Below are 14,391 nucleotides of genomic sequence, written 5' to 3' on the forward strand. Positions count from 1 at the left end.
ACACTCAGAGTTCGGCGGTCTCGCCCGGTGCCAGCCGCAGGTGCTCGGAGCCGCCCAGGGCGCCGATCTGCCGGTCGTAGATGGGGCGCGCGAGGTCGGTGAGCAGAGCGTCGTGGATGTCGTACGCGCGCTGGGGCCGCACCTCCCGGACGTAGTCGATGACCTCGGAGATCTTGCTCCAGGGGGCCATGACGGGGAGCATCAGCGTCTCGACGGGCCGGTCGGGGACGGTGAGGGCGTCCCCGGGGTGGAACAGGCGCCCGCCGTCGACGAGATAGCCGACGTTCGTGACGCGCGGGATGTCCGGGTGGATCACCGCGTGCAGTTCGCCGTGGACCTGTACGTCGAAGCCCGCGGCGGTGAACGTGTCGCCGTGACCGACGGTGTGCACACGACCCGGGAACGCGGCCGAGAGCTGGTCGGCGACGGACTTCAGGGTCCAGATCTCCGCAGCGGGGTTGGCCTCCAGACCGGCCCGCAGATGTCCCTCGCTGAAGTGGTCGGGGTGCTCGTGCGTGACGAGGACCGCGTCCGCGCCGATCGCGGCGTCCTTCTCGCTGAAGGCCCCGGGGTCGATGACGAGCGTGCGCCCGTCCTTCTCCAGGCGGACACAGGCGTGCGACTTCTTCGTGAGCTTCATGATTCCCATCCTGCCTCCGGGCGTCCGCGAGGACGCACGCGCGGTGCGCGTCACCCGGCACTCACTCCTGGGGGGTGGTCTCCTCGCGGATGACCTGCTGAGCCACCTTGAAGGCGCTGTTCGCGGCCGGTATGCCGCAGTAGACGGCCGCCTGGAGGAGCACTTCCTTGATCTCCGCCGGGGTGAGGCCGTTACGGAGGGCGGCCCGGATGTGGGAGGGGAGCTCGTCGACATGCCCGCCCGCGACCAGCGCGGTGAGCGTGACACAGCTGCGCGAGCGCCGGTCCAGACCCGGCCGGTCCCAGATCTCGCCCCACGCGTAACGGGTGACGAACTCCTGGAAGTCCCCGGAGAACTCGTCGGCCTGGGCCAGCGCCTGGTCCACATGCGCGTCTCCGAGCACCTCACGGCGGACCTTGATACCGGCGTCGTACGGGTCGGGTCTGCCCAGCACCGCCTCGGGCTGGGGGGCGGGGGCGATCTCGGCGACGGGCGACATCATCTGCATCTGCTGCGGCACGGCCACCACCGGACTCGCCTGCGGGACCACGATCGCCATCTGACCGGTCGACGTGTCGTAGGCCGGCTGCTGCCAGGCGGTGGAGAAGTGCCGTACGAGGAGGTCCGTGACCGCGGCCGGCTGTTCGACGGGAACCAGGTGGGAGGCGCCCGGGACGACCGCGAGGCGGGCGTCCGGTATTCCGGCGACGAGATTGCGGGCCTCGGCGGGACCGGTCACCTGGTCGTCCGAGCCGACCAGGACGAGCGTCGGCACACCGATCCTGCCGAGCTCGGCACGGATGTCGAACGCGGCCAGTGCCTCGCACGCGGCGATGTAACAGCCGGGGTCCGTGGTGCGCACCATCTGCACGGCCCACTCGGTGATCGCGGGCTGCGCGGCGGCGAAACCGCCGGTGAACCAGCGCTCGGGGGACGTCCGCGCGATGGGGTCCAGCCCGTTCGTCCGCACGATCACGCCCCGCTGGCGGAACTCGTCCGCCGTACCGAAGCGCGGGGACGCCGCGATCAGCGTGAGCGACGCGAGGCGCTCCGGGTGGCGCAGCGCGAGCTCGGATCCGACGGCACCGCCGAGCGCGCAACCCGCGTACCCGAACCGCTGGACGCCGAGCCCGTCGAGGGTGGCGAGCAGCCGCTCGGCGAGCTCGGTCACCGAACCGGTCGGATGCGCGGGCGCGCCGCCGTGCCCCGGCAGGTCGTAGCGGAAGACGCGCCACTGCTTCACGAGCTCCGGGACCTGCCGGTCCCACATGTGCCATGTGGTACCCAGGGAGGGGCCCAAGATCAGGACAGGGGCGTCTTCTGGCCCGTCAAAGCGGTATTGCAGGGTGTTCGGTGGTGTCTCGCTCACCCGTCTGAGCCTCTCATCTGTCACGAGATGTCACATCGCCGGGGTGGACCGAGCGGGCCTTGCCCCGCTCCGGCGCTACCGGACCTACCGACGAGAACCCAGGTATACGTTCTCCGGCATGTACTCGTGGCCGTTCGGCAGCGGACCCTCCGGGCGCGTGCTCTCCTTCAGTCGCTACGAGCAACGCTTTCCTCTTTGATCACGGCCTCACAGGCGGTTCGGGTTACAGCATCGAGTGTGGTGGCACGGACAAGGCTCGGTGTGACTCACATGGAAATTTTCCGAATCCCGCCCAACAGCAGCTTGAACACCACACACGGTGAACGCTTGGTAGAAGGCTCGACCGTAGCCGGATGCTCTCAGTTACAGCCACCGGTCCAACCAGCAAGCGGACTCCGAAGCCACCTCGCCCCAATCCTGCAGGCCATGCGGCGCGCAAGTCGCTCGGCTCACAGTCCACGTGGCTCACTCGTGCCCCTCTGCCGCACCCCCGTGCAGGCCATCCCAAGTGGTGGCGGCTCCGCGAAGATCTTCTACATCCGGCTTGACGTACCACCGCTTGGTAGTCTTTACGTTCGTGTGTCCGGCCCATCGCGCGAGGATGTGGTCCGGGACGCCATTGTTGGCCAGGAAGGTGAAGCACGACGAGCGTGCGTCGTAGAGCCTGACGCGACGGAGCCCCAGAAGCTCCATGAGCCGGTACGCGCGTCGGCGAAGTTGCTTGATCGTGAAGGCGTCGCCCGCCTCGTGCACCAGCACGTAGCCCGACACCGTGTACGCCTCCCCCAGAGCGAGCCTCTCCTCGGCTTGGAGGGCCCGGAATGCCTTGAGGGCTCCCAGCACCAGCGCCGGCAGCGGCAGATCCCGCTCACCCGCAAGAGACTTGGTGTCCTTCTCCACCACGTACCGGTTGCCCATCATCGTGCGTGTGTTGGCAATGACGATCGTGGCGTTCTCCAAGTCAACGTCTTCCCACCGGAGGCCGCAGACTTCAGCTGGACGAAGCCCCATCAGCGAAAGAAGAAGCGCAGCATAGAGACGCTCACCCCTGATTCCATGGATGAATTTCTGAACCTCCTGGACGTTCCAGGGCGGCACTTCCTCTTTAGTCTTCCGCTCTTCCTTGCGCGCTCTCCGGGGAATGGTCACGTGCGCAGCGACATTGACGTACACCAACCGCCGGGTAACGGCTCTCCCCAGTGCTTCCTTCAGCCTAGCGAGGCTCATATCCACACTCGTGACACTGAGTGGCGTCCCGGCCCTTTTACCACGCACGCGGCCATGCGCCAGCGCCCAGTCCCTCCACTCTTCCACGTGCTCTTCAGTAAGGTCCTGGAGACGGATACTGCCGAGCCTCCCTCGAACTCGGTCCAGGGTAATCATGTAGTTGTAGATGGTGGTTTCTTCGAGGTCCTCCGATTTCATGGCCAGCCATCGGTCGAGCCACTCGTTCACGGTGATCTTATTGGGCGGCACAAGTGACCCATCATGCCGCCGGTTAGTTATGTTGGCGTACTCAGCCCTAGCTTCCTTCAACGAGTCGAGGGTGCGCCTCAACTGCTTACGCTTACCAGCTTCGGGGTCGATTCCTGCGTCGACAACAAACCGGTATCGAACCTTCCCCTTCGAGTTCGGCGGAAGTTTCTTGATGGGATCTGACAGAATACTCACTCTCCTCGAACAGGCGGACATAACTTCACAACGCGGGTCTACCGATCGAGGTGGGCAAACTAGCGGCACCATTCGCTACGGCTCCACCGCCAAGCACAGCCGGATGCGAACACCATTAATGCTCCGCACGATCCCCGGTTTCGGTAACCGGGGATCGTCTGCTATGTATCGCCCTGCATTAGGGGAGCCTGACCATCACCCGTTTCTTTCGCCTCAGTCAGGCGGCCAGGCGGTACCAGCGGAGAGCGAGGGTCGCGCGATCGATGAGAAGCACCAGTAGCCCGTCGCCGGTGACGCGGTCGAGGTTGCTGGCCACGAGATGCTCGAGGCGCCAAGCGCCATGAGGATGGGGGCGGTGAAGACGGGCAGATCGGATTGCGGGAATCTGCGGGTGGACCTCCTTGGGGGCTGCGCTCGTTCACGAGACCGGGTGGCGCGGGCTGCGGACTGAGGACGGGCGACCGTCTGCCAGTTCGGCTCAGAAGGCCCACATCCCTTTGCTGACCTGGCGTTTCCGGCTCGTTGTACGTTGACATGATCCCGGAGGGGGTTCCAGTCCGTTGGGGCCCTTTCCCGTCTGCCGTGAGCTGAAGGTTTCCGGCAGACACTTGCTCCCTGCTCGGGGCCCGACTGCGTGTGCATGGACGCCCTCGGTCACACCGCCGACCGGGTAGCGGCGGGCACGAGTTCGGCCGCATCCTGGCCTACCACCTCACCCACGGGAACGACCCGAGGGGCCCAAAGACAACTGGTCGCACTCGGCTCCGCACTGGACCAACCACCGGTCGATGCACCGGCCGTACTCAAGGCCGAACTCGAACAGGCCTCTGCAGTCGTCGCGCGCGCCACCCGCTCCCGCGTTGCTGCCGACCTCGGCAGCACCCGCGTCCTGCGTCGCAGCGTCCAGGCGATCTGGCGCGACCGTCCTCAGGACAGGGACGGGGCTGGATTCGTGAGGCCCGTGGACGCCCTGCTCACCGCTGTGGCGTCCACGAGGCACTGGCACCGCACCCGCCAGCACGCCCAGCAGGAGGCAGCAGCAGAACAAACCCTCCTCAACCTGCAGGTCGCGTACGAGAAGGCCGCCGATGCGGTCCTGGTCGGCCTCGCCAGCCGGGCACCCAGCCCGCAGACCAAGCACCGCTGCGCCCACCACCTCCAGGACGCGGTTCCGGAACACGCTGAGCGCCTCGTGGCCGACTCGGTCTGGGGCGCACTCGCCACCGCGCTCGCCAAGGCAGAGGCAGAGGCAGAGGCAGAGGCAGAGGCAGCAGGACACAACCTGCGATCGTCCTTGATCAGGCACTCGGCCAACGCACCCTGGACGACGCCACAGCCCCGCCCACGCACTGACCTGGCGCATCCGCCGCTTTGGCGAGCTCCATGCTCCCAGTCCACGAGCCGAGGAAGCGCGAGGGCTCGCAGCGTCACAAAAGGCTGGGCCACTCCCATACAACCGGCGACGCCCACCTCTCCGACACAGCCGCAGCCGACCCGGCAGCGCTGATCACGACCGCATGGGCATTCTGGGCGGTGTCGCCGATCACCGGGCCCGCGGCGTCCGTGCGTACCGCAGCCGCACAACGAGCCGCCAGCAGGCGGCCATCAGGCTCTCTTCAAAGAGGGTGTATGTCCTGGATCGAACGGCCGCGCGAGACTCGTCCGGATCACGCTGTCGCTGGCGCGCAAAGCCGATGCCAGTTCTCCATGCAGCTTGTCGGGGAGGGACCCTGCCGCGAGGGCGCAGACGCGGACCAGAGCGCGGCAGTCCTGCGCTTGCCGGTCCGTGGCAAGCGCGGTGAACAGAGAGTGCTGCAGATTCTCGCGGGCCGCGTATCCGTCCTCAGCCTGCGTCATCCTGCGGTGCAGCTGCTCGACAATGTTGTGCGCGCCGGGCGCCTCGGCGGAACCGATCGCGTCGAGGATGGTCAGGCCGAGCCGGATGTCGAAGACGGTCATCCCAGGTTCGGCCCTCCGCTCGGAGTAGGTCGTCACCAATTCCGCCAGGTGGCCGTCGACCGGCCGCCCGGCATCTCGGCGCCACAGGACGGTGAGGCAGGCCGTGACGGCTTGCTCCCACGGATCGCCGGGCACAGTGTCAGCGAGGAGGGCAGCGGCCCATGTCGTGTCACCCGCAACGAGGGTGGCGAGTACGGCGACTTGGCGCCCATCGAGCATCCGTTTGCCTACGCCGTGGTGAACTTCGATATGTGCTTTGGCCTCCGCCCAACGGCCCTTGGTGGTGAGGGTGCGGGTCCCATCGGCGAGGAGCACGCGCCACAGCCACGCGCGGACCTCGTGGCGGTCCTCGTCGGTCGCAGTGAGGTTCGCCGGTACGGCGACGCCCTCGAACCGGGCAGCTGTGCCTGCCTCGACGGCCTTGTACAGGTCGAGTAGGTGCTGACGTCCCTCGTCGGTGTGGCCGGCGCGGATCTGGAGCCGGGCGAGGTTGACGACCGGTTCCAGTCCCCGGATGGCGCTCATGGCGGGCAGGGGGCACGCGTCGAGGTAGGCGGCGGCCTGCTGGTGGCACATCTGGCGGGCCAGGTCGGGCAGGCCGAGATCGGAGGCGATGAGCGCGGCCTGGTTGTAGACGGCGGATGCGAGCCCTTGGTCACCCTTCTTCACCGCCGTCTCGGCGAGGTCGACAAGGCCACCCACGCGTTTGGGCAGGGGCAGACAGGCGGGCCGGAATCGGGCGACGAGCGGGAAGCGCTGGGCTATGGGGCCGTGCGGGTCCATGGGTTCCCCGGGCGTGAGTGAGAAGTGCTGGGGCGACGGTGCCCGCCAGCCGTACGCCGGTGGGCACCGTCCGCTACGCACGGGGCGTCACCGCCAGTCGACGACGATGCGGTTCAGCGGGGTGTCGAGAGCGAAGAGTCCGGGGCGCTGCTCGATGGCGGGGGCGTCGAGGGGCTGGATTTCGAACGTGGCCTCGCGGCCGCGGTATTCGCGGTCCCAGGTGCGGATGGCGTCGGCGACCTTCGTGGCAAGCTCGTCGCTGCCGGGGCCGTGGCCGATGACGCCGAACTCCCAGAGCTTGTCGCCCTCGGGGGTCTGCTTCTCCGACACGCGTCGCGCCAGGTAGGTGACGGCGCCCTTGTCGACGGCTGCGGTCGACGAGGGGTAGGGGTCCTCCGTGAGCACAGTGCCCTTGGCGTTCTGGGGGAAAAGCATGCGGATGAGGCCGGAGGGAAGGGAACAGGTGACGAACAGTTCCATCCACTCCGGCGACTCCATGGCGCGGACCGTCATGCCGGTCCACTCCTCGGTGCGCGGCTGGTCCAGGACTCCGGCGAGGGCATCGGCGTCGATGTTCTGCCCTGCGGGGGCCTGAAGCCGGACGGTGCCGTCTGCGCTGAGCGGGATGACGCGGCGGTCGTCGTCGGCGATGCCCCGACGAAGCGGCATGAACGTGTTCATCTCGCTGTCGAGAGACACCCATCGGCCGTCGCGCTGCTCGTAGGCGATGGACCGGGAGACGGTGCCCTTCAGGCGCTGGGGGACGAGGAGCCGGCCGCCGGGGGCGAGCTGTTGCATCCAGGCGTGCGGTACGCCGTGAGCGCCCACGGTGGCGATGATCCGGTCGTACGGTGCTCCTTCGGCGTGGCCGAGGGCCCCGTCGCGGGTCACGGCCTCGACGTTGGTGAGACCGGCTGCGGCCAGGTGTGCGCGGGTGCCCTCCACAAGGTCGTCGTCGACATCGAGGGTGGTCACGTGCCCGCTCTTCCCGACCAGGTGGGCGAGGAGAGCGGCGTTGTAGCCGGTGCCTGCGCCGAGTTCGAGGAGGTGCTCGCCGGTCTGGGCGTCGAGCTGGTCCAGCATGAGGGCGACGACGCCCGGCTGGGAAGCGCACGAGATCGATGTGCCGTGGGTGTCGTACTTGATGTGCACTGGTGCGTTGGCGTAGGCGTCTTCGAGGGACACATCCGGCACGAACACGTGACGGGGCACAGTCCGCAGCGCATTCTCGACTGCGGCCGTGCGGGCGTGCCCGTCCGCGCGAAGCTGGTCGACCATGGCGTTGCGGAGGCGTTCGGCGTCAGCCGTGGGGGTGGCGATCGTGTCGGTGTTCACCGCCCTGACGCTATCCCTCTCGGCCGTTGCCTCGTCGGTCGACGCGGTCGTGTCACTCGTTCCCATAATTACCTCTCGTGCGATGTTCGACATGGCGCTTTGGTCGACCCGGAGAAGACCGGCGCGGTTGGCGTGAAAGATCACGTGGTGGGCAATGACGGCTCGCAGACCGCGGGTGAGGGCGCCGCGGCCCGCGAGGTCGGCGAGCGCGGTGCCGGCCCTCTCGAAAGCGGCGACCCACTCGTTGTGCTCGGCGAGCGGGCCGTTCGCGCGGCACAGGCTATGGGCGTCGACCGTCATCAGCTTCCGCATCGCAGGCGCCAGTTCGGCGGCCCGCGCAGAGGGCGGAAGACCGGTGGCCGGTCGGAGGGCGGCGAACTTTACCCATACGTCGCCCTGCTCGAACCAGTCCAGGCCGGCCGCCCGCATCATCACGCTTGCCAGCAGCACGGCGGTTTCCCTGCGTCCCAGCTGCTCCGGGCCTGGTTGATAGGTGATCAGGTGGTGGCTGTCCTTGTGGAACAGGTTGTGGGCCACGCCCATGGCCTGGGTCCCGCCGAAGGCGTGGGCCTCGGGTTCGTAGATGTAGGGCAGCCATGACACGGCCGTGCCGTCCTGGACGAGGTCGCTCAGCAGCGCTTCGACGGCGGGTGAAGGCTCGTCCGCGCGGTACCGCAGCGGCCAGGGCTGCTTGTTCATGAACCACCAGCCGGTGAGTTGCCCGTCCCTTTCGGCGGCAAGCAGGACAGGGGCGATGCGTTCGACGATGGCGCGCTGGGCGCTCTCGCGGTCAGCGAAGGTGATGTTGTGTTGCTGCCAGCGGTCGGAGCCGTCAGGGGGCATGCGGGTGTCCTTCGGTCGATGGGATCAGGCGATGAGCAGGCAGGCATCCCAGGTGGATCGGGGCGATTTGGCGGTGCTGGGCGCGAGAAGGGCCAGTGCGATACCGGCTGCGCCGTCGAGGAAACCGGGGCCCCTCTCCTCGTCCTGCATGAGCGTCGTGGCGGCGTGGGCGGGGTCGGTGCCCGGCGGGTGGACTGCGGTAAGGAGTGCCGGGATCGTGGCGCGGAGCTGTCCGGCGGTCGAGGGGTGAGCGTCGTCGGCCGCGCGGGCGGCGACATGGGCGAGGCCAGAGAAGCCGTGGCACAGGGCGTTGTCCGTCGTGGCCTTGAGCTGAGCGGGGTCGGTGAGGGCGGCCACGAGCGCACTCTCGGCGTCCAGCTGGCGGCCGTCGTCGCCGCGGGCGAGTGCGGCGAGTTGCTGGGCGCGGGCGAGGCCTGCGGTGCCGTAGCACCATGACGGCCGCCTCGGCGTGGACGAGGTGAGGCGGCCGGTGCGCAGCTCGTCCCGGGTGACCCAGTACGGCCACGCCGGGCCTCGGCCGGTGTCCTCTCGGCATCGGTCCAACCACAGCAGGATCCGGCCCAGTGCGTCGTCGTGGCCATCGACGAACGTGCCCTGCGTGGCGGCGAGCGCCAGGAGCGCGAGCACGCCGCCGATACCGTGCGCCATGCCGTTGTTGGCGTGTCCGCCTCGGAAACGGTCGTCCGGGTGGCCCGAGGGCCCCGTGTCCGTCCACCAACCGGGCAAGATCTCGCCGTCGTGTGTGATCGGTTCGGTGAGGCGTACGCAGTAGTCGAGTACGGCACGAAGGGCGGCGCTGCCAGGGTTGCGGCGCAGGAGGTAGGAGCCGTATCCGCTCAGGCCTCGAATGGTGTCGAACTCCGCGAGCGTTGGGAGGAGTCCGGCGTCGATACGGCGGTGTGCGGCGTCGACGCGGCGGCTCACGTCGTCAGTCATTTGTCGGTCGAGAGTGTCAAGCGAGCGCTGGTAGGCGCCGGGCAGGTGATCAGCGGCGCAGGCCAGAGCGTGCGCGAAGGCGGGCGCCCCGTAGAAGGGGTGGCTGTCGGGGCCGCTGGTGAGCGGTTCACGGGAGGCGGCGGCAAGCCAGTCGTGGGCGCGCTGCCACGATCCCAGGCCGGCTGCTGCCCGCTCGATGTGCAGGACCGCGATGCCGGGCAAGCCGTAGGCAAGGTGCTGCCGATGAGAGACCGCTGGCCCAAGGTACGCCGTGTGGGGGTCGGCGAGCTCCCCGGCGACGGCGTCGGCCAGGTCGAACACGGCCTGTGCGGTCATGGTGTCCTCCCAGTGGTGCGGGCGGTCCAGGCCAGGGCGGCAGCGCGAGCCAGGTAAAAGCAGACCTCTTCCTCGGGGAAGTTCACCGCGATGTGCCGCACGAAGTGGACGTGCAGCAGCGAGGTCAGGACGTCATCGAGGGCAATGCCCTGCGTGTGGGGACCTGACAGGTGCTGGCGGTAGGCGGCGAGCGCCACGTCGCGATCAGCCCACGCCGACACGATCGCCACTCCTCCGGGGGCGCCGCGCAATGCCGCCCAGTCGTCGCCAGGGTCGGCCAGACGTACGGCATCGGTGAACTGCGGGCGCGGTACGGGCACGGGCGCTGTAGGCGGGATGTGGTCGATCAGCCAGCGCATCCCGGCTTGAGTGCTGCCGAGGAACGCGGAGGCGATAGAGACAGTGTGTGCGGCCACCAGCGTGCGCTCGTGTGGGCGCCGCGGCTGCGAGAGCTGGCCCAGGATGACGCGCGAGTCCGCCCGGAACACTTCCTCGGCCGCGTCCCAGGCAGGGCCGGATCCCCAACGCCCCATCTCCCGATAGGAGGTGGGATACCGCAAGTCCGCCAGCAGACCGGCGCCGCGCAGCTCGTCGGCCCACGCGCTCACGGTTCGAGCCGTCTCGGCGAACGCCTCCGGCGTGGGTAGCGCGATGCGCAGACGCAAGTGCTGCTCGGGGTCGCGGAAGCGGATGAACCACCACGACGGGCCACCGAGCCGTTCGAGTAGATCGGGCAAGTGGCAGGAGAGCAGGGTGTCCTGGCGTCGAGCGTCTCCATACAAGGTGGCCAGCAACACCGACGAAGCGGCCGGGGTCTGCATCTGGGCTGGGGAGAGGGCGCGCGCCGGGGTGGGGGCGGGAAGCGCCGGCCACGCCGGCGGCCGGATCGCCTTGAGCGGCACCACTACCTCGTGGACGCGCCCCTCGCACCAACCGAACGCCCCCGGTTCCGCCGCCTCGACGAGCACGGCGTGGCCCACTCGGTCGAGGTGCTGGCGCAGCAGCGTCCGGTGGCCGGCCTCGTCGAGGTCAAGGAAGAGACGCCGGTCGTCCTCCACGAGGTAGACCCGCCGAGGTAGCCGCCGCCGCGCCCGCCAGTCGGTGAGGGCGGAGTCCCATTCGGCCCAAGGGCGTGCGCGACCAGGCTGCTCAGTCGCCTCCAGCCGCCAGCGGGCCGGCGAAAGCACCGTGCGCCCGCACCGCAGGCGCGGTAGGAACGGCATCCCCGCCGCAGCGCCCCAGTCGAAGACAGTGACCTGCGCACATTGAGCACGCGACAACTCGGTGATAATTCGCACCAGCGGCGGAGTATGCGTGTGGAGGTTAAGCGCGTGCATCCCGACGGCCTCGATGCGCTGGCCGCGCTCGGGGGCGGCCAGGTACATGCGGCGGCCGTCGCACCCCACCGCCAGGTCCGCAGGTGTGAGGACATCGTCGGCGGGGGCTCGGTGTTCCTTGAGACTGATCACGGTGGGCAGGACTCGCGGGGCGCGTGTGATGTGGGCGCTCTCGGGCAGGAGCGGCGGAAAGGACAGCTGCGCGGGCACGGTGTTGATGTCGGCAGTCGGAAGGTCAGCCAGCTCGGCGGCCAGGGCCTCACGGTCGGCGGGGGCCAGGACGCTGAGGAACCGGCCTGTGGAGACGCCGACGCCGCGAGACACGCTCACGACCTCCAGACGGAACCGCCCGCGCTGCAGCTCGCCAACGCTTGCCGCATGGACGCGCACCCCCACCTCCAGGTGTGGCGGCACCCGGGGTTCGTCAGGCCCTACGTCCAGGGCGTCGATCAACTCGTCGGTGAGGACCACCTCGTCGCGGCCGTCGAGCGCGGCGGCCTGCGCCAGCCGTACGAGGGCGTCATCCCGACCGGAGACGCGAGGTCGACGGGCGCCGGGGGGCGCGCCTGGGTAGCCCTCGGGGTGGCCAGTGCCGCTGTCCGCGACGACTTCCTGGAGCGGCACCATCGTGCCGATGCCGTACCGCTCGTAGAACCGCTGGTGGTACGCGCCCCACGCCGCGGTGCCGTACGGGCGGGCGCTGACTCGGGTCAGGATCAGGGCCGCGCGCTCGATCTCGCGGGCGACCAAGTCCGGCAGTACGAGCTGCGCGTCCAGGCGCAGGTCGAGCGCGACGGGGTGGCGGCGCAGGCCGGGCACGACAGCCCTCATCCGCGCTGCGACGCCATCCCGCCCGCCCCGCGAAGTGCACTCGTTCAGACCGTTCCGGATCCCCCACAGCTCGCGCACGATCTCCGCGACCGGAGGGAGGACATCGGCATCGATGACATGGAGCTGATCGAGCAGGTACCCGAGGGCGTCGGTCTCGGTGCTCGGCGCGTGCAGACTCGTGATCAGCACACGGCGCTGGATCAGTTCCACCAGCAGCCGGCGCACCTTCTCCGGCCCGGCCTCGGGGAATTCTGCTTGGAGCTTGTCCGCGAGCGCACCGAACCGGACTGGCGCCCGTGTCGCGGCGCGCACCGCGCGTACCGGCTCGGTCAAAGGCAGGGACGCCTCAACCGCGCGAGTCCGATCGTCTTGGGCTTCGGATTGAAAAGGCACGATGAGCCGGTCCCCGCGGCTCGTCACGGTGTTGTTGACGACCACCGGCAGCCGTTCGAGGAGGTCGGGGCAAGACTCCAGCCTCTCGACGACGACGGCCAACCACTCTGCGCCCGCATGGCCGATGGGCATGTGCTCCACACCCCAGCGTGCGCCCGCCTGCGGACCGAATTCCGCGACGGTCACACCGGCGAAGAGCCCGAACGGCGTCGCCCGGTGCTGGGAGCGCAGCAGGTAGCGAGCCACGGACAGTGCCGCACGCCGGACGTCGCGCGTTGACGGCTCATCGGCCGTGCACACGGTTCGTACCTGCGCGGCCAGGACTGGGCTGGCGTGTTCCAGGGCTTCGACGAGATCGCCGTTCGCCCAGATCTCTCGCAGCCAGGCGACACAGGTGGCGGACCCGTTGGGAGAGTGATCGTTGAGGTCCGGAAGCGGAGGACACAGCAGGGTGGGCTGGGCAACGGCTCGTACGAGAGCGGTCGCGCCGGTTCGGAACGCTGGGCGCGGAGCAGCCACCACTACCTCCGTGGGTGAGGGACGGGGCGGCTGGTGGCGCCACGCCACAGGGCGCGGCGGCACCAGCCCGGAGCGACGAGAAGCCTCGGGTCAGGCGACGTTGGTGGTGCAGGCGCCGCAGGTGGTTCCGCAGTTGTCGTCGGTCAGGTTGACCAGACCCGCAGGGTCGGCGACCTCGACGAGGGATACGTCCAGGTCGAAGCCGTCCGACGTCCTCGGGGTCTGCTGGCTCACATGGGTGCTGCTCGGTACTACGGTGCTGCGTGTCATGCCAACTCCTCTGAGTGGTTGGGATGTTGTTGTGCGGTGGTGCCCGCCTCCGGCCGTACGGCACAGTCCGCACGGCCGGAGGCGGGAGTCTGGTCAGACGGCAGCCGGCCGCCGCTGCATGAAGTAGGCGAGCGCCTGAGCCTTGAGCCGGTCGAGGCACGGCTCGCAGGCGTGGACCGGGGCGTGCTGCCCGTCCCACTGCAATGGGCCGAGCCAGATCACGGGCACTCCGATGCGCTCGCACCCGAGCCAGCAGTCACCGGTGAGCCAGTGCTCAAGCGCGCGGGAGGTCATGTCTCAGCTCCCGTCCCCGGGCCAGGGGTGGGCGACCGGCAGGTGGGCCCGCACACCCAGAGCTGGAACAGCAGGCCCCGATGACGTACATCCCCCAAGATCTCGCCGCTCGCTCCCAGGTACCTGGCGCAGCGTGCGCACTCCATGGCCATCTGCTGGCGGGGACGTAGGCGAGTGACGTCCGGCACGGGCGGGGTAGCCACGGCCGGCTTCACTCGTCGCCCTTCATGAAGAGTTCGGCCCAGACCTCTTTGCACCGCGGGCGCTCGTCCGGGCCGTGCAAGTCATAGCCCCAGCGGTCGGCGATGCCGTCGATCAGGAGCAGGCCACGGCCTGACTCGCCGTCTTCCCCGACCTGCCCGAGCACCGGCTTGCGCGATGGCGCCCGGTCCACAACCCCAACGCGCACCCGTGTCGCGCTCGGCCGCCCAATAATCAGGCGGATCGAGTCGCACGGGGTGTGCCTGACGGCGTTCGCGATCAGTTCCGAGATGATCAGCGCGGCGACGTCGGCCAAATTGTCGAGGTGCCATACGCCGAGGACGTCACGGACGAGCTTGCGGCCGATTTTGGCCGTGGACGGCTCGCACGGGAAGGTCTGGCTGTAGGCGGGGTGGCCGGTGGGGGCGGCCTGAACTGGCTTCATGAGACTCGTCATTGGGGTTGAGCCTTCGCGTCGTCTCGGCGCCCGGCCCACCCCTGCGGGGGAACCTCAGGGGCGGGCCGGGCCGTCAACAGCCGCCCGCACGGTGGGCGTGGCGGGCGACCGACACCAAGACAACTCCCCTTCCGCGCAAGGTGATTAGGACGATCAGCCGTCCGCCCATCCGAAGAACCTAGGGCGATTTGACCTT

General features: G+C 69.0%; 10 protein-coding genes. All 10 read right to left on the reverse strand.

Annotated features, from left to right (window positions below):
• Positions 1-4: 4 nt before the first annotated feature.
• Positions 5-640, reverse strand: a complete 636-nt coding sequence (locus KUF83_RS03210; RefSeq protein WP_217452970.1) for an MBL fold metallo-hydrolase — start codon at positions 638-640, stop codon at positions 5-7.
• Positions 641-701: 61 nt separating this feature from the next.
• Positions 702-2,009, reverse strand: coding sequence for a 4-carboxymuconolactone decarboxylase (pcaC, locus tag KUF83_RS03215; protein ID WP_217452971.1), 1,308 nt, complete (start codon positions 2,007-2,009; stop codon positions 702-704).
• Positions 2,010-2,474: 465 nt separating this feature from the next.
• Positions 2,475-3,680, reverse strand: coding sequence for a site-specific integrase (locus KUF83_RS03220; RefSeq protein ID WP_308402896.1), 1,206 nt, complete (start codon positions 3,678-3,680; stop codon positions 2,475-2,477).
• A 1,605-nt stretch (positions 3,681-5,285) separates the two neighbouring features.
• The gene (locus tag KUF83_RS03225) at positions 5,286-6,422 is read right to left on the reverse strand and encodes a hypothetical protein (RefSeq protein WP_217452972.1); all 1,137 of its coding nucleotides are present in this window, start codon (positions 6,420-6,422) and stop codon (positions 5,286-5,288) included.
• Between the two features lie 87 nt (positions 6,423-6,509).
• Positions 6,510-8,600 carry a methyltransferase, FxLD system gene (gene fxlM, locus KUF83_RS03230; protein WP_217452973.1) on the reverse strand — a complete coding sequence of 697 codons (2,091 nt, stop codon included), beginning with the start codon at positions 8,598-8,600 and terminating at the stop codon, positions 6,510-6,512.
• Between the two features lie 24 nt (positions 8,601-8,624).
• Positions 8,625-9,893, reverse strand: coding sequence for a lanthionine synthetase C family protein (locus KUF83_RS03235; protein ID WP_217452974.1), 1,269 nt, complete (start codon positions 9,891-9,893; stop codon positions 8,625-8,627).
• Positions 9,890-12,826, reverse strand: a complete 2,937-nt coding sequence (locus KUF83_RS03240; protein ID WP_308402901.1) for a lantibiotic dehydratase — start codon at positions 12,824-12,826, stop codon at positions 9,890-9,892. Before KUF83_RS03240 ends, KUF83_RS03235 begins: the two co-directional genes overlap by 4 nt.
• Before the next feature lie 237 nt (positions 12,827-13,063).
• On the reverse strand, positions 13,064-13,243 hold the full coding sequence (locus KUF83_RS03245) for an FxLD family lanthipeptide (protein WP_030661977.1): 180 nt from the start codon (positions 13,241-13,243) through the stop codon (positions 13,064-13,066).
• 93 nt (positions 13,244-13,336) lie between these two features.
• A complete protein-coding gene (locus KUF83_RS03250; protein WP_217452976.1) occupies positions 13,337-13,537 on the reverse strand; it encodes a hypothetical protein in 201 nt (66 codons plus the stop codon).
• A 211-nt stretch (positions 13,538-13,748) separates the two neighbouring features.
• On the reverse strand, positions 13,749-14,195 hold the full coding sequence (locus KUF83_RS03255) for an ATP-binding protein (protein ID WP_217452977.1): 447 nt from the start codon (positions 14,193-14,195) through the stop codon (positions 13,749-13,751).
• Positions 14,196-14,391: the final 196 nt, after the last annotated feature.

The sequence above is a fragment of the Streptomyces sp. BV286 genome (assembly GCF_019090165.1).
Taxonomy (GTDB): Bacteria; Actinomycetota; Actinomycetes; order Streptomycetales; family Streptomycetaceae; genus Streptomyces.